The sequence below is a fragment of the Lyngbya sp. CCY1209 genome (assembly GCF_055795065.1).
In genome coordinates, this window is record NZ_JAYFER010000231.1 from 1 (window position 1) to 14,966 (window position 14,966).

General features: G+C 55.1%; 16 protein-coding genes and 1 pseudogene. 10 read left to right on the forward strand and 7 right to left on the reverse strand.

Going from position 1 to position 14,966, the window contains the following annotated elements:
• Both AC0QHF_RS05245 and AC0QHF_RS05250 read left to right on the forward strand, forming a co-directional pair.
• Positions 1-500, forward strand: a 500-nt coding sequence (locus AC0QHF_RS05245) for an HNH endonuclease (protein ID WP_324703134.1), incomplete at its 5' end; no start/stop codon positions are given.
• Positions 501-623: 123 nt separating this feature from the next.
• The gene (locus AC0QHF_RS05250; RefSeq protein ID WP_324703135.1) at positions 624-1,037 is read left to right on the forward strand and encodes a peptide chain release factor 1; all 414 of its coding nucleotides are present in this window, start codon (positions 624-626) and stop codon (positions 1,035-1,037) included.
• Positions 1,038-1,093: 56 nt separating this feature from the next.
• Here AC0QHF_RS05250 and AC0QHF_RS05255 read toward each other — a convergent pair whose 3' ends face one another.
• Positions 1,094-1,438 (reverse strand): hypothetical protein, encoded by a 345-nt coding sequence (locus AC0QHF_RS05255; RefSeq protein WP_324703136.1) that lies wholly within the window; start codon positions 1,436-1,438, stop codon positions 1,094-1,096.
• A gap of 161 nt (positions 1,439-1,599) precedes the next feature.
• Here AC0QHF_RS05255 and AC0QHF_RS05260 point away from each other — a divergent pair, with 161 nt between their 5' ends.
• From AC0QHF_RS05260 to AC0QHF_RS05270, 3 genes are all read left to right on the forward strand, one after another.
• Positions 1,600-2,298 carry an MBL fold metallo-hydrolase gene (locus AC0QHF_RS05260; protein ID WP_324703137.1) on the forward strand — a complete coding sequence of 233 codons (699 nt, stop codon included), beginning with the start codon at positions 1,600-1,602 and terminating at the stop codon, positions 2,296-2,298.
• A gap of 137 nt (positions 2,299-2,435) precedes the next feature.
• The gene (locus AC0QHF_RS05265) at positions 2,436-3,200 is read left to right on the forward strand and encodes a sulfite exporter TauE/SafE family protein (RefSeq protein WP_324703138.1); all 765 of its coding nucleotides are present in this window, start codon (positions 2,436-2,438) and stop codon (positions 3,198-3,200) included.
• Between the two features lie 60 nt (positions 3,201-3,260).
• Positions 3,261-4,133: a dienelactone hydrolase family protein gene (locus AC0QHF_RS05270; protein ID WP_324703139.1), complete on the forward strand. Its 873-nt coding sequence runs from the start codon at positions 3,261-3,263 to the stop codon at positions 4,131-4,133.
• 163 nt (positions 4,134-4,296) lie between these two features.
• Here AC0QHF_RS05270 and AC0QHF_RS05275 read toward each other — a convergent pair whose 3' ends face one another.
• From AC0QHF_RS05275 to AC0QHF_RS05290, 4 genes and pseudogenes are all read right to left on the reverse strand, one after another.
• A complete protein-coding gene (locus tag AC0QHF_RS05275) occupies positions 4,297-4,833 on the reverse strand; it encodes a 2OG-Fe(II) oxygenase (RefSeq protein ID WP_324703140.1) in 537 nt (178 codons plus the stop codon).
• A gap of 183 nt (positions 4,834-5,016) precedes the next feature.
• Positions 5,017-5,424 (reverse strand): annotated as a pseudogene (locus AC0QHF_RS05280) (redoxin domain-containing protein); the annotation flags it as partial.
• A 56-nt stretch (positions 5,425-5,480) separates the two neighbouring features.
• Positions 5,481-6,458, reverse strand: coding sequence for a succinylglutamate desuccinylase/aspartoacylase family protein (locus AC0QHF_RS05285; protein ID WP_324703141.1), 978 nt, complete (start codon positions 6,456-6,458; stop codon positions 5,481-5,483).
• A 235-nt stretch (positions 6,459-6,693) separates the two neighbouring features.
• Positions 6,694-7,257 carry an NUDIX hydrolase gene (locus tag AC0QHF_RS05290; RefSeq protein WP_324703149.1) on the reverse strand — a complete coding sequence of 188 codons (564 nt, stop codon included), beginning with the start codon at positions 7,255-7,257 and terminating at the stop codon, positions 6,694-6,696.
• 323 nt (positions 7,258-7,580) lie between these two features.
• On the opposite strand from AC0QHF_RS05290, the gene AC0QHF_RS05295 reads away from it, so the two are divergent.
• Positions 7,581-8,981 (forward strand): AMIN domain-containing protein, encoded by a 1,401-nt coding sequence (locus tag AC0QHF_RS05295; RefSeq protein ID WP_324703142.1) that lies wholly within the window; start codon positions 7,581-7,583, stop codon positions 8,979-8,981.
• Here the strand turns inward: AC0QHF_RS05295 and AC0QHF_RS05300 are convergent.
• On the reverse strand, positions 8,978-9,496 hold the full coding sequence (locus tag AC0QHF_RS05300; protein ID WP_324703143.1) for a DUF3172 domain-containing protein: 519 nt from the start codon (positions 9,494-9,496) through the stop codon (positions 8,978-8,980). The two genes, AC0QHF_RS05295 and AC0QHF_RS05300, sit on opposite strands and share 4 nt — an antisense overlap.
• A gap of 310 nt (positions 9,497-9,806) precedes the next feature.
• Here AC0QHF_RS05300 and clpS point away from each other — a divergent pair, with 310 nt between their 5' ends.
• Both clpS and AC0QHF_RS05310 read left to right on the forward strand, forming a co-directional pair.
• Positions 9,807-10,088, forward strand: coding sequence for an ATP-dependent Clp protease adapter ClpS (gene clpS / locus AC0QHF_RS05305; protein ID WP_324703144.1), 282 nt, complete (start codon positions 9,807-9,809; stop codon positions 10,086-10,088).
• Complete coding sequence (locus AC0QHF_RS05310; RefSeq protein WP_324703145.1) at positions 10,081-10,992, forward strand: CPBP family intramembrane glutamic endopeptidase; 912 nt, start codon at positions 10,081-10,083, stop codon at positions 10,990-10,992. Before clpS ends, AC0QHF_RS05310 begins: the two co-directional genes overlap by 8 nt.
• Positions 10,993-11,068: 76 nt before the next feature.
• On the opposite strand, the gene AC0QHF_RS05315 is transcribed toward AC0QHF_RS05310, so the two are convergent.
• Positions 11,069-11,302: a 2Fe-2S iron-sulfur cluster-binding protein gene (locus AC0QHF_RS05315; protein WP_324703146.1), complete on the reverse strand. Its 234-nt coding sequence runs from the start codon at positions 11,300-11,302 to the stop codon at positions 11,069-11,071.
• A gap of 346 nt (positions 11,303-11,648) precedes the next feature.
• Between AC0QHF_RS05315 and AC0QHF_RS05320 the strand changes: the two genes are divergently transcribed.
• Both AC0QHF_RS05320 and AC0QHF_RS05325 read left to right on the forward strand, forming a co-directional pair.
• Entirely contained in the window at positions 11,649-13,475 is a 1,827-nt protein-coding gene (locus AC0QHF_RS05320; protein WP_324703147.1) for a bifunctional serine/threonine-protein kinase/formylglycine-generating enzyme family protein, read from the forward strand.
• Between the two features lie 349 nt (positions 13,476-13,824).
• Positions 13,825-14,946 carry a PhoD-like phosphatase N-terminal domain-containing protein gene (locus AC0QHF_RS05325; protein WP_324703148.1) on the forward strand — a complete coding sequence of 374 codons (1,122 nt, stop codon included), beginning with the start codon at positions 13,825-13,827 and terminating at the stop codon, positions 14,944-14,946.
• The last annotated feature ends 20 nt before the right edge of the window (positions 14,947-14,966 follow it).

Consider the following 14,966-nt stretch of genomic DNA (forward strand, 5'->3'; position numbering starts at 1 on the left):
GGGCATGGGTAGTGTCACGATGCGGAAATGCCAAATACAAAACGCTCAGGAAATACTTCCGAACAGGAAAAGTGATATTAAGCAATGGGGATGAAAGGAAGGACAAGTGGATTTTCCAAACTAAGGATGGTTTACGACTCCAAAAACACGCCGGGACTCCCATTGTCTACCACACGCTGGTCAGACCAAACGCATCGACGTATGACGGAAATTGGGTCTACTGGGCAACGAGGAGAGGGAAATCGCCAGAAATCTCAAACCGAGAAGCCAAACTGCTAAAAGACCAAAAAGGCAAATGCAAATGGTGCGGGCAGCACTTCACTATCGAAGACCAGTTGGAGACCGACCACATCATCCCTCGAAGCCTTGGCGGAAAGGATGATTATAAAAACCTCCAGTTGCTGCACAGCCACTGTCACGATGCCAAAACTGCCATAGATGGCAGTCAAAGCAAGAGTCGTGCTCATGACAACGAGACGGCTGAACTAGGAGCCGTGTGAGGTGAAAGTCTCATGCACGGTTGGAGAATGGGAGGGGGAGAAGGTGACTTCTCTCTCGACCCCTAATCCGGCGTTGCGGCGCCCCCGTCGGTGCAGTTCCCCCCCATCTTGCGAGCGAAAATCATGGATCGTTTGATGCGACAGTTGAAATCCTTGCCCTGGCGGTGGCTCCTGCAGAGTGCCGGGGTCGTCACCGCCATCGTGGCGGCGATCGAATTGCTGCTGCTGTCGGGTTTGACCTATTTTCCGCCCCTCGGACAGGCGCTCTCGTTCCTCTATTCCCCCCCCCTGGGAATGCTGACACCCGTCCTGATCGCGATCGGCGTGGGGGTAATGGCAGTTTATTTATTGGAACTGTGGAACCAGCGCTTCGTGCTCAACGCCGGGAGCCTGTGGGCGCTGATGGGTTGCCTGCTCCTCGCCCTGTGGGTGAAATCCTTGCTCCCCATCCCGCCGATTTTGATCGGCTTGTCGCGCCTTTCTTTGATCGGGATTTTGATCGGCGTTTCCTGGAAAGGAAGGCCCTATTTTCGTTAAACAATCCGGCCCGATCGCCCGCCCATTCGCGTAGCGTGCCCGTAGCCCGATCGCCCCTAAGATGCCGCAGCCATAATTTGAAAGGCCCTGAATAAATTGAATCCGGTATAGATAAAAAAGAACCAAAAAATACCGACAATCATCAGGGTCAGGCGTTCTAAATTCGGGAACCTTCGGGAGATTCGGACGGCAACAAAATAGAGCAATCCGAGGACGCAGCAGCCGACAAAATAATTGGCGAGGGTTTGCAGCCCCAGCAGCCATCCCCGCGCATATTCATTTTGAACGCCCGGGACGCCGAAAAGCCACAAAACAAGTCCGACCAAGCACAGAATCACCGTCGCCCCCATAAATAAAAGGGTTCCTTGTTTGACAAGCGTGATGCGATCGCCTTTGTTCATATCACCTCAAACCACCCGTTTGGGGGTTGACAAAATACCTCAAATATACAACGTTGGCGATCCTCGACGAAGGACGCGATTGACATCCCGCACCAACTATTTTACTATGTAGTTAATTATTCAATTAATACCCGATCGCCGAAATTGGGAAAGGAGGAGAAATGCTATTTCGCCAGCTATTCGACGCCGAAACGAGTACCTATACTTATCTGATCGCCGATCCGGCCACGAAAGAAGCGGCATTGGTCGATCCGGTGGTCGAACAAGTCGATCGCGACCTGAAGCTGATCGGGGAATTGGGGTTGACGTTGCGGTATTGCCTCGAAACCCACATCCACGCCGACCACGTGACGGGGACAGGCCGACTGCGGCAGTTGACCGGATGTGAGGGCATCGTACCCCAAAACGCCAACGCCGCCTGTGCCGATCGCTACATCGGGGACGGAGAAACGATAAAAATCGGCGAAATTTCCATCCTCGCGATCGCCACACCGGGCCACACCGACAGCCACGCGGCCTACCTCATCAACGGCGATCGGGTGCTGACGGGGGATTCGCTGCTGATCCGGGGATGCGGACGCACCGACTTCCAAAGCGGCGACGCGGGAATTCTCTACGATGTCATCGTCGGCCAACTGTTTTCCCTCCCCGACGAAACCCTCGTCTATCCGGGCCACGATTACCGGGGCCACACCGTCTCCACCATCGGCGAAGAAAAGCAACACAATCCCCGCTTCGCCGGACAGGACCGCGACAGTTTCATCGAGTTGATGGACAACCTCAACCTTCCCAACCCCAAGAAAATCATGGAAGCCGTCCCCGCCAACGAACGGTGTGGCAAAATTCCAGCTTTCTTGTAATTGTCGGATGAGATCGACCGGTTCAAAAGGGGAACGCTACAGGAAAAAACCGAGTTCGCTTCCAGCCGGTTTTTTCCTCTCCCCCAATTCTCAATTTTAATCAAAATTAACCGACCCAAAATCTGGGTATTAAAACAATGATAATTTGGATCATCGGACATATCCTCGCCGTCTGTATCGGCCTGAGTCTCGGTTTGATGGGCGGTGGCGGATCGATTTTGGCCGTCCCGGTTCTCGTTTATATTATGGGAATGGGGGCGAAGGAGGCGATCGCGATGAGTTTGGCGATCGTCGGTTCCGTCAGTTTGCTGGGGGTTGTCTCCCACTGGCGGCAGGGAAATGTCAACCTCAAAACCTTCGCAATTTTTACCCCCACGGCGATGGCGGGGGCCTATCTGGGTGCGCGTCTGGCTTCCCTCCCCTGGATCACCGATACCGTTCAAATGATTTGTTTCGGCGCGATCGCTTTTTTAGCCAGCGTGTTGATGCTGTTCCGCACCAACAAACCCGCCCCGTCGGCGAAACCCGCCTCCCCCTCCCGGTATTCCAAATGGCTGCTGATTCCCGCCGGGGGGTTGGGTGTCGGGGTGCTGACCGGATTCGTGGGCGTCGGGGGCGGCTTCGCGATCGTCCCCGTCCTGGTGTTGGTGGCCGGAATTCCCATGAAAGAGGCGGTCGGGACTTCGCTGTTGATCATCAGCTTCAACGCGATCGCGGGAATTATGGGCTATTTGGGGCAGGCGGCGATCGACTGGAACCTCGCCCTTTCGATGGCGATCGCAGCCAGTGCCGGGACCCTCGGCGGCGCCTATTTGAACCAATTTATCGACGCGAGACGGCTGCAAAAACTGTTCGGTTTCTTCGTCCTCGGCGTGGCGACGGTGGTGCTGTTGCAACATTAACAAAAATTGGAAATTGCACTATCATCGAGATCGATTGGCTCTGCAATTGAGGGAACGACGGTGCAACTTCTGCGGCTGCGATATGTCCTCATATTTGGTTTGACGGCATTGCTGGCGGGGGGTCTGAGTTGGGGGCTGCCCCAATTTGCGATCGCCCAAGATCCCCCCACCCCCTTTGAACAGCATCGGAGCGATTTGCCCGTCCCCTCGCCCCAGTTGGCGATCGCGCCCGCCGTCCCCGTGGACAGCCAGTCCGTCACCTACGGAACCCTCTACGGCCGGCCCTCCGTCGGGTTTCTCGCCCGTCCCGCCGATGCCGAGGGACCCCTTCCCGCTTTGATCGTGATTCACGAATGGTGGGGACTCAACGAGAATATCAAAGCCATGACCGAAAAACTGGCGGGGGAGGGATATACGGCGTTGGCGGTAGACCTCTACGGCGGAAAAGTAGCCGAAACCCCCGATCGCGCCCGAGAATTGGTGACGGCGGCGAGGGAAAATCCCGACGCCCTCCGGGACAACCTCCGCGACGCCTACCGCTATCTCGAAGAAGAGGAAAACGCCCCCACAATTGCCAGCATCGGCTGGTGTTTCGGCGGCACCTGGTCCCTCAACACGGCATTATTGTTTCCCGAACAACTCGACGCGGCGGTAATTTACTACGGCGGCGGCATCGAAACCGACCCGGAAAAACTGAAGACTTTGGAAATGCCAATTTTGGGTATTTTTGGAGAGTTGGACGACAATCCCTCCCCGGAAACCGCCCGCGAATTTGAATCAACCCTCAAAGATTTGGGAAAATCGGTCGATGTCTACATTTACGAAAATGCCGACCACGCCTTCGCCAACCCGTCCGGAACCCGCTACAATCCGGAGGCGGCGGCGGACGCGAGTGAGCGGACTTTGGAGTTTTTAAACCGACATTTGAAATGATATAAAGAAGCATCCCCCCCAGCCCCCATCCCCCCCAGCCCCCCTTTGAAAGGGGGGAGAAGGGGGGAGAAGGGGGGAGGAAGGGGGGAGAATGGTCTTAAAAGTCCCCCTTATTAAGGGGGATTTAGGGGGATCAGACCTGTGCAATTGGGAGCAAAAACCCTCATTCGATAAATTGTAAGTTTTCTTCTCGAATCTTAGCCGCAGCATCATCATATAAGAACGGTAGATAAGCGTACCGACGCCCTGCTGTTACAGGAGTCGCCTCGTGTAGAAGGGAACAGGAAAAAACGATCGCCCCCCCGGCGGGTACGGTGTAGGTTTGACAGCCAAACTCCGGAAAACGGAGCATTCCGCCCTCGTATTCTCCGGTATTCAGATTGACGGAAACGGCAAATCGGCGATGGGCCGTACCTTTGGTTGTATTGTCTCGGTGGGGGCGGAAAAAGCCGCGATCGCTGCTATCGTAGCAGGCGACAATATGTCGCTCAATTCTCGTCGCTTGAAACTGAAAAGCTTTCTGAATTTCCGGCGCCAACCGATTGTGGATGCGAAACATGGCAGTCGATCGCAAATCCGGATCGAGAATTGTCTGATCGCGACGACGCTTAAATGTGGGATCTTTAATGCCAACTGTCTTGCCGTCCTTTTCTCGCATAAATCCCGATTCTTGACCGCCATGTTGATGATAGTAAGCCATTAATTTTCGACAAAGTTCGGGTTCAAAAATCCGGGGTACGACCAAGACGGGAGCTTGTACTTGTGCTCTTGCTTCGAGTGGAATTGGAGGGAGTTTTGGAAGGATTGAAATCAGGTAAGGGATATGATTTTCGGGTTGAACTCCAAAGGGAATAATTCCCCAGACGCGCAAACGTTCGTCCAGGATATAAGTGCAGTGATGGTAAACTCCGTCGGAGTCTATAACACGGTAAAGCTCGGAAATTTTATGGTCGAAATCCCAAAAAACACGCAGTGCCGGTATCAGGGAATTTAATCGCTGTTTTTGTTGGTCTTCTGGGTCAGTGCTGACCGCAAAAAAACACCATGATGAGCTCTCGATCGCCCCTTGAAATCTGACCAAATCTTCGAGTATTTTTGGGAGGACGCGATCGCTGCTCGAATTGAGGAAACAGAGGATGACATATCTTCCGCCCAGTGTCGAAAAGTGAAATAAGGGGTTGATATTCGACTCAGCCGAAAACCAAGGAGCCGGCTCTCCCAGTGACAAAAACATTGTTAATATTTTAAGTCGGTACTGTTTGCAGGGTAAGAGGACGAGTTCGCCGATCATTTGTTCCCCAGAAATGGCAGATCATCAACATCGACAATTAGAATCCGACGCAGCGGCTAAGATGGCGGCGGCAGGAGAACCCGGTTTTCTTCTATATTAACGATCGCCAAATGCACGATCGCATCCCCCTGATTCACCAGGGGATTTTGTTGGTAGCCCAACACCACACCGTCACCGGGCGATCGCACCTTGAAACTCGCCCCCCCGAAGGCATCGGAAATCACCCCCAATATTTGCCGCTTGTAAACCCGCTCTCCCAACTCCACCTGAAGTTGTAACATTCCGCTGCGGGAAGCCCGCACCCACAGGGTCGTTTTCACTTCGATGGGGTCGAGGGAGACCCCCTGAAATTGGAAATCGTACATATCCAAAGCCGCCATCACCCGCAAAATTCCTTCGACGCCGATATGAATGGCTTGGGAATTAAATCGCAACGCCTCCCCCGCCTCGTAAAGGAGAACCGGAATGCCTTTTTGGGTGGCAGCCTGCCGCAGGGAACCGTCCCGGATTTGGGAGTGGACGATCGCCGGAGCCCCGAACGCCTTCGCACATTGGTAGGTGATGGGGTCATATAAATTCGCCCGAATTTGTGGTAAATTGTGGCGGTGGGCAGAGGCGGTGTGCAAATCGATGCCGTGGGTGGAACGGCTGACGATTTCTTCCATAAATAAATTCGCCAGACGGGAGGCGAGACTACCTCTTTTTGACCCCGGAAAAGAGCGGTTCAAATCCCGGCGATCGGGCAAATATCGGGACTGTTCGATAAATCCAAAAACATTGACGATGGGAACCGCGATCAGTGTCCCCCGCAATTTGTGGGGGGAAATTTGCTGCAAAACCCGGTGGATGATTTCCACGCCGTTGAGTTCGTCCCCGTGAATGGCTGCACTCACCCACAGCGTCGGCCCGTCTGCGAAGCCGTTGATCGCCACGACGGGGAGGGAAAGCATCGTTTGTGTAGGAAGGCGGGCTACCGGAATTTCGATTCGCCGTTGCTGTGCGGGGGGGATTTTCGTACCGCCAATTTCGATCATTCTGAACTTTGGAACCGTCTCGGGTGAAGGGATAAACTTTGATTATAACACTACGGGAATCGATGGAGACAGCCGGGAATTTTCACCACTCCAGGCACAGAGTACACGGAGAAAGAATGAATGGGTCTTCACCTAAATGGGTACTGCTATTGGCGAAGAAGCGAGATTTTGGAATTAACCTGATGCCGAGAAACCGGGTTTCTATGGGAAGTTCTGATATCCAATCAAGATGCTTTTAGAAACCCGGTTTCTGAGTCGAACACCCCAAATGTTGCAATCCCAGGAAGATTGCCGCGACGGTTCCGGCGACTCGGATTTCTCCCCGGGCGATCGCATCCATGACTTCGGCGAGGGGGATGAGAAGCACCTGGATGTCTTCGGTGATGTCGGGTCGGGTTTCCTGTTGTAGTCGCACGTTTTCGGCGAGGAACAGGTGGACGGAGTTGGTGTCCTTGACGGGATTATCGTGGAGGGTGGCCAGGGGAATTAGCGATTCGGCGACGTAGCCGGTTTCCTCGGTGAGTTCCCGGGCGGCGGCGGATGCCGGGGTTTCCACTGCCGGATCGAAGGCTCCGGCGGGCAGTTCGGTCAAAATCTCGCCGACGCCGTGGCGGTATTGGCGGACGAACACGATTTGCCGATCTGCAGTGACGGGAAACACCAGGGCCACGTCGGGCCGGATGTTGATAAAAAAATCGTCTACAATCTCCCCGTTTGGGAGGGCGACGGTATCGCGGCGAACCCGACACCAGCGGCGATCGAGGATCATTTGCGATCGCACTCGTTTCCATTTTTGGATCATGGGCAGAGTGGAAAGTGGAAAGTGAAAAGTGAAAAGTGAAAAGTGAAAAGTGAGTGGAGGAGGAGACTTGGAAGTGGGTTGGCAACCGGAGACGGTTGCCCCTACGGATTTTCCCTTCCATTTTTTCCCCACACCCCACCGAGCACACCTGTTGCCCTGAGCGGCTCGCCCTGAGCGCAGTCGAAGGGAGTCGAAGGGCCACACCCCACCGAGCACACCCCATCTCGATCTTGCATTTCGACCCCCAATATGATAATAAAGGTTGAGGCTCGCTTCCCCACAAACCCAGCTTTTCTCAAACCACTTTTGACGCAACACCCATGCAGATGGACAACTCCGAACCGAGATTTTTGCCGGCCGCACGTCCGCGCCTTGGGGAACGTCGGTTTCCCCGCCCGTTGAAATGGGGGATCGCCACGGTAATGGCTGCCGCCATTGTCGGGGGGGAAGCGATCGCCCGCGTCGTCGCCGCCGCCATCCCCAACTGGAACCTCAACCCGGAGACGGGCCGGGTGGAGGTGCAACTTCCCCAGGGAGTCCGGCCCGAACTGGCCGTCGTGGCGAACCCGACCCGCATCGTCCTCGACTTGCCGAATACGGAAGTGGGGGTGGATGTCACGGAACTCTACGAGTCCGGCGTGGTGCGCCGGGTCAGCCTCACCCAATTTCAGCCGGACATCGCCCGCATCACCGTGGATTTCGCCCCCGGCTTGGTTCTGGATGCCGAAGAAATCGACCTGCGGCAGATTGGGGTCGAGAATCAGTGGGTGCTGCGTCCGAATGCGATCCAATTGCCGCCGCCCGAACCGGCGACCCCCGCCGAACCGGCCGCGACGATTCGCACCCCCACCCGGGTGTCCGAAGCATCTCCGCCGCCGCCGGGAACCCGGATGGCAGAAACGGCCCCGGCCGCGCCGCCGCCGGCCCGCATCGACCCGCTCCCCGATTCCCGGGCGATCCTGCCCAACCCCCAACCGGAATTCTATCCCGGCGTGAGTTTGCTGCAAGTTCCCCTGGACCGCAGCGATCGCATCACCCTCCTGCCGGCCGAGGCTCCCCCCGTCGCCCCCGGTCCGGTTGCAGTGGGGGAACAAATTCTCCCGCCGGCGACGACGGCGACGGTCATTCCCTTCGGCGAACCCCTCCCCTCGCCACCCGGAAGGACGCGGATTGTGCCCCGGCGGGGAGAGCGGTTCCCCCGGATTCTCTTGCCCGCCGGAACGACGTTGACCCTGAGATACCCGGCGCCCGACGACGTGCGCCTGCCCTCCGGCAACGATCGCCAGGATGTCATGCTTTTGGAAGGGGGAATTGTGGACGAGGGGGGAAATTTCGTCGTCCCGCCGGAAACCCCCGTGGTGGGGCAGTTTGAAACCACGAACCGGGGCAGCCGCTTCGTCGTCCGAGCCATCAATTTGGAGGGGCGCAGCATTCCCGTGGAGGCTGAATCGACCTTTATTCCCGGCACCCGGGAAATCCGGGGGGAAAATGTGGCGATCGGAACGGGGATCGGCGGTTTGGGCGGATTCCTGGTCAGCGGCTTCGAGGGTTTGGGATTGCTCATCGGCGCCGTCGGAGGCGCGGCGGTGGGGGCGATCACATCCCCCCAGCCCACCACGTTGGAACCGGGCCAGACCGTCGAGATTCGCCTGCTCGAAGATCTGGCCCTGCGGGATTTCGTGCGGCCGGTTCCGGTGGTGGAAACCGGGCCGCCGTTTTAGAAGCGATCGGATTCGGGGCGGGGACGGGTGGGAACTAAGCCCGGTTGGTTGAGAAAGTCGTTCTCGGCGCTATTGTTTTGATAGATACAGTTGATTTCGGGTTCGTTGTCGAGTTCTCCCGTAAAGCCGAAGGTGTTCATCCGCTGCTTGCACTCTCGTTCCTGGTCGGAGGTGATCAGATTTCGCTGTTTGAGAAGGTTCCAGTTGCTGGTGCGGAGGACGCATCCGGGCTGCATTTTGGGTCGGGCGACGTAGACGTTGAAGGGGTTGAGGGTGACGAATACCCGCAAGTCCGTGACCATGGCGCTGGCCCCGAATTTGACGCAAATTTCCGGGTCGGGGGCACTGCGATCGATAAATTCGCTGGATGCGACATTCTCCGGGGTGAACGTGGTGGTGGAGCTGATGGCCATGCCGATGCCAATGCCCAAAACGAGAACGCCTCCGATCACCGCGAGGGCGGTGTAGTTGAAGACGGAAGACTTGGCTGTGGTGGGCTTGGTTCTACGTTTCATCTGCCGAGCGATCGCTTAGATTAAAATGGGTGTCACTGGTTCGCCCTCTATTGTAGACGCTCCGATCGCGATCGGGCGCACCCATCGAGAGCCTGGAGGGTGTCGCGACCTGTTCCGATTCTCGGCGAACGGCATCGGAAACCCGTCTGGCTGGGGGTTTCGTTCTTCCCCGTCCCGCCAACTGCCGCTGTCCCCTGATTCTTGCACCCTTGTCGGTTTTGATAGGATTCTTTAAACTATTTTAAAGATCGATATTTCTGAATTTTTTGATTCACATCTATACTGTACTCTCATCGGAGGAAATCGTCCCGTGTCAACTCAAACCGTAGAAAAGCGTTCTACCACTCGGAAACTGGCACCGCGCTATCGGGTTTTGCTTCACAACGATGAATATAACCCGATGGAATATGTGGTGCAGGTCTTGCTGCAAACGGTCCCCAGCCTCACCCAACCCCAGGCGGTCAGCATCATGATGGAAGCCCACACGAACGGGCTGGCTTTGGTGATCACCTGCGCCCAGGAACACGCTGAATTTTACTGCGAAACGTTGAAAACTCACGGCCTCACCAGCACCATCGAACCGGATGAGTAAGGGAAAAAAATCAAATCCCCATTTCCCTCTCCGCCCGCCGTCTCAAAATGGCGATCGCCCGAACGTTAATTTCCATCATATCGGCGATCGCTCCTTCCCCATCCGCCTGGGAATTTTTATTAGCCTATTGCTGCTCATTTGGCTTCCCCTCGCCATTCCTATATATGGGCTGGTGGACGATCCCAATTGGGTCAGTATCATCACCCTGGCGCTCCTTTACGGCGAATTTATCGCCCTGCTGAAAATGTGGGGACGGCGGGTTTACAACGACCCCCAAATGCTGCGATCCTGCGGCTTGGAATTCAGTCAATCGACCGGCCGAAATTGTGCGATCGGCTTCGGCATTGGCTGCGGCGGCGTTTTCATTTTATTCGCGATCGCCACCGCCTTGGGAGGAGTTATTTGGGAACCTTTGCCCCCCACATTTTCCCGTATTTTTATCGAGGGATTATTGGTCGCTCTGGGGGTGGGATTCGCCGAAGAATTGTTCTTTCGCGGCTGGCTGCTGGAAGAACTGCGGCGAGACTATTCCCCGGCGATCGCACTGTGGTTAAATAGTACCTTATTTGCAATTTTGCACTTTATTAAACCCCCCGAAGAAATCTTGCGGACGTGGCTGCAATTCCCCGGACTATTGCTGTTGGGAATGATATTAATTTGGGCGAAAGATGCCACCCGCAGCCAAACCAACCCCCACGGTTCTCTCTCAGTCGCGATCGGCCTCCACGCCGGTTTGGTGTGGAGTTACTATTTAGTCAATGTGGGGGAATTGGCGACCTATTCCGGAACCCTCCCCGAATGGATCACCGGCATCGATCGCAACCCCCTGGCGGGAGTATTGGGATTACTCTGTCTGGGCGAAATGGCAATCCTAATTCGACGCCTTCGCCTCCCGGTAAAATAGCCGAAACGGGGAAGTCGAAAAGGGCCATTAATTGTTAATTGTTAATTGTTAATTGTTAATTATTAATTGTTAATTGTTACCACGCCGGATCGACGTACAGATTGACGGTCATTTTTTCCCGTCCGGGGGGAACCGAACTGATGCAGGCACAGATCGCCTCTCCGTCGTCGAGCTCCACCTCGCAGGCGTGACAGGAGCCCATCAAACAACCCGTGGGGATGGAAACCCCGGCGCGATCGGCCACTTCCAACATGGGTTCGCCCGGTTCGGCATCGACGGTGACATCATCCGGTAAAAATTGAATCTTCATGGGTTCTCTGAAATCGACGGACAACCAATTGATTCGATCGCTCTTAAATAATGATAGCACAATTTGAAATAAAGTGCGATCGCCCCTTTTGGAATCACCCCAAAATCCGTTGTTGGGCTTCAGCGCCTCCGGGGCTAAAGCCCAACAACGAATGATCGACTATTCAGCAAGTCTCCGAACCGTCCCCGATCGGGTCGCAACATTTCCGCCAACTCTTCTATATTAAATTTTTGATTTTTTTTGGCAACGGGATGCGATCGGCCGCCGGATCGGTTGACTTCGGCAAATATCGGGGCGGAATTTGTAGTACAATTAACCCAGGATTTCAAACGCCGCGATCGCCATCATGCGTCAATGTCTCAACCCCGCCTGTCTCCATCTCAACCCCGACAGTTACCGGTTTTGCCAACAATGCAGCGACAAACTGCTACTGATGGAACGCTACTGGGCGAAACGCATTCTCGGACAGGGGGGATTCGGGCGGACGTTCCTGGCCGTCGATGAGTTCAAACCCTCCAAACCGCCCTGCGTCATCAAGCAGTTTTTTCCGAGAGCCCAGGGGACGGAAAACCTGCAAAAAGCCGCCGAACTGTTCGACCAAGAAGCCCGCCGTTTGGAGGAACTGGGCAGACATCCCCAAATTCCCAACCTTTTGGCGTATTTTACGGCGGATAACCGCCAATATTTGGTGCAAGAATTGATCGACGGCAAAACGTTGCGACAAGAATCGAGCGATCGCGGCAATTTTCGGGAAGATGACATTTGGGAAATCTTACACGAACTGTTGACCGTGTTGCAATTCGTCCACGATCGCCGGGTCATTCACCGAGATATAAAACCGGAAAATATCATCCGGAATCAAACAGAAAATAAATTGGTATTGGTCGATTTTGGAGCGGCTAAGAAAGTATCTTATCCCGCCCACTGCGCCCCGGAAACCATCATCGGATCTGCACCTTATTGCGCCCCGGAACAGGCGATGGGAAAACCGAAGTTTGCCAGCGATCTATACAGTTTGGGGGTGACGTGCCTACATTTGTTAACCCGGATGAGTCCCTCTGAATTGTATGATGAGAACGAAGCGAAATGGGTGTGGCGGAATGATTTGCGCGGAAATCGAGTCGGCGACGAACTCGGCGATATTTTAGATCGTTTGGTGGCACGGCAGATCAAAGCGCGGTATCAATCCGTCCGGGAAGTGATCGAGGATTTGCGATGCGCCCCGACGACAATTATCAGCCAACCACCCCGAACGAATTGCTTTCAATTTACGACCGTTCAAGTCGATGAAAGGGGGCGGGAAATCAATCGAAGCAGCCGTCGCACGGAATCTATGATCGAAGACCTGGGAGATGGAATGACTTTGGAACTCGCCTCAATTCCGGGAGGGACATTTACGATGGGATCGCCGGACGATGAAGAGGGAAGGTGGGCCGATGAAAGCCCGCAACATGAAGTGAATATTCAACCCTTTTTGATGGGCAAATATATCGTCACCCAGAGTCAATGGAAACGGGTGGCGAACTTCCCGAAAATTCTGCGAGAACTCGACCCGGAACCGGCGCGATTTAAAGGGGAAAATCGTCCGGTGGAACGGGTGAACTGGTACGACGCGATCGAATTTTGCGCCCGACTGTCCGAAACGACTGGAAAACGCTACCGACTCCCCAGCGAAGCCGAGTGGGAATATGCCTGTCGCGCCGGAACGCGCACCCCCTTCTATTTCGGCCCGACCCTGACGACAGATTTGGCAAATTATCGGGGAACGGATTGGGAAAACCACCATCAAATTTACAGGGGATTTTACGGTGCAGGCCCGAGGGGAATTTACCGCGAAAAGACGACGCCGGTCGGCTACTTTCAAATTGCCAACGCTTTCGGTTTGTACGATATGCACGGAAATGTTTGGGAATGGTGCGCCGACCCCTGGCATCAAAATTACGGCGGTGCGCCCCAGGACGGTCGAGTTTGGGACGAAATTTATAATGAGAATTGCTATCAAAATTACGCCGAATATTTAATAGTTTTACACGGCGACGATCGCCGCCGCGTCACCCGGGGCGGTTCGTGGAATTACACCCCGAGTATCTGCCGTTCCGCCTACCGCCTCAATACCCATCCGAACAACGGATATGTCAGCCTCGGGTTTCGGGTCGTTCAAACCGAGGACTGACACTCTGAATAAGTTTTGTAAAATGACGGGTGAATGCGATCGCGATCGCGGATATACTATATTTTACAGAGCATCAGTGCCACAATCGAACATTGTAGCGACGATCAACTCCAACAGTTTGTCGAACAAAGCGGATATCGGGGGAATTACAGAGCGGCTTTGCGTCACCTGCGAAATGCCGCCAAGAATAGTGAAAACCAATAACTTCTCCGTGTCCTCCGTGCCTGGAGTGGTGAAAATTTCCGATCGCTCCCCCCAGATGCCATACAATCAGAACGGTGTGAGAGGAAGTTCGAGCAACTAACCGTTTCCTCCGCCCCAAACTCTCAAATTGGGGAAACGATCTACCATGACAACAATAATCGGCGATCCTGACAATAACGAATTGACCGCGACATCCGCAGCCGATCGCATTTTCGGTTTAGCCGGAAGCGACACCCTCAGCGGGAACGCCGGAAACGACGCCCTTCTCAACGGCAACCAAGGGGATGATTTCGTCTTCGGCGGGTTCGACGACGACATCCTTCGTGGCGGCCAGGGCAACGATTTCGTCAGCGGCGATCGCGGAAATGATATCCTGTATGGCGATCGCGGAAATGATATCCTCTACGGTGGTGGCGATCGCGATATCTTCGTCCTGAGCGGAGCGGACGCCGACACCATCGCCGACTTTGAAGACGGAATCGACGCCATCGGACTGGTGGGGCGATCGTTTGCGGATTTATCCTTAACTGTAGATAGTGGCGGGACGACCATCGCCGACAATCGGACCGGAACCCCCCTCGCCCTCGTCTTGGGAATCAGCCCCGATGCCCTCACCGCAGCGGATTTTACCGCCGATGTCACCCCCTCCCCCTTCATCAACGGCATCGCCAGCGGCGACACCACCCAAACCTCAACCGTATTGTGGACCCGCAGCAGCGAACCGGGGAACATCACCTTTGAATATTCCACCGATCCCAACTTCGCCACTATCGAGGCAACCCGTTCCGTTTTGGCGATCGATCCGGAAGTGCCCGTCCGAGTCCAACTCGACGATCTGACACCGGGAACCGATTATTACTACCGCGTCACGGCCCCCGATGGCGAAGTGGCGACGGGGGAATTTACCACCGCCAACCCCTCCGGAACCCGCGATGGCTTGCGATTCGGGGTGTCCGGCGACTTGCAGGGGGCGTTGGCGCCCTTCGTTGCCCTCAAAAATGCCGACGATCGCGATCTGGATTTCTTCGTCCAAATGGGGGACATGGTGGAGGCGGACAGCGAAACCCCCGTTTTACCCGACATCAGCCAAGCCAGCAGCCTCGAAGAATTTCGGTTGAAGCAAAATGAAATTTACGCCCAGCGTTTTGGGCTCAATACCTGGACGGATTTGCGGCAAAGTACCACCGTTTATGGCACTTGGGACGACCACGAAATTACGAGAAAAGGACGAGAGCTTGAAAGCCGTGTCTTTTTAAAGCACGGATGAAAAGCGAACGGCGACTTCAG

What these genes read in the sequence shown, in the direction of transcription:
- AC0QHF_RS05250 (WP_324703135.1), top strand. Translation starts at nt 624, where the DNA reads ATGGATCGTTTGATGCGACAGTTGAAATCCTTGCCCTGGCGGTGGCTC.
- AC0QHF_RS05255 (WP_324703136.1), bottom strand. Translation starts at nt 1,438, where the DNA reads ATGAACAAAGGCGATCGCATCACGCTTGTCAAACAAGGAACCCTTTTA.
- AC0QHF_RS05260 (WP_324703137.1), top strand. Translation starts at nt 1,600, where the DNA reads ATGCTATTTCGCCAGCTATTCGACGCCGAAACGAGTACCTATACTTAT.
- AC0QHF_RS05265 (WP_324703138.1), top strand. Translation starts at nt 2,436, where the DNA reads ATGATAATTTGGATCATCGGACATATCCTCGCCGTCTGTATCGGCCTG.
- AC0QHF_RS05275 (WP_324703140.1), bottom strand. Translation starts at nt 4,833, where the DNA reads ATGGCTTACTATCATCAACATGGCGGTCAAGAATCGGGATTTATGCGA.
- AC0QHF_RS05285 (WP_324703141.1), bottom strand. Translation starts at nt 6,458, where the DNA reads ATGATCGAAATTGGCGGTACGAAAATCCCCCCCGCACAGCAACGGCGA.
- AC0QHF_RS05295 (WP_324703142.1), top strand. Translation starts at nt 7,581, where the DNA reads ATGCAGATGGACAACTCCGAACCGAGATTTTTGCCGGCCGCACGTCCG.
- AC0QHF_RS05300 (WP_324703143.1), bottom strand. Translation starts at nt 9,496, where the DNA reads ATGAAACGTAGAACCAAGCCCACCACAGCCAAGTCTTCCGTCTTCAAC.
- AC0QHF_RS05310 (WP_324703145.1), top strand. Translation starts at nt 10,081, where the DNA reads ATGAGTAAGGGAAAAAAATCAAATCCCCATTTCCCTCTCCGCCCGCCG.
- AC0QHF_RS05315 (WP_324703146.1), bottom strand. Translation starts at nt 11,302, where the DNA reads ATGAAGATTCAATTTTTACCGGATGATGTCACCGTCGATGCCGAACCG.
- AC0QHF_RS05320 (WP_324703147.1), top strand. Translation starts at nt 11,649, where the DNA reads ATGCGTCAATGTCTCAACCCCGCCTGTCTCCATCTCAACCCCGACAGT.
- AC0QHF_RS05325 (WP_324703148.1), top strand. Translation starts at nt 13,825, where the DNA reads ATGACAACAATAATCGGCGATCCTGACAATAACGAATTGACCGCGACA.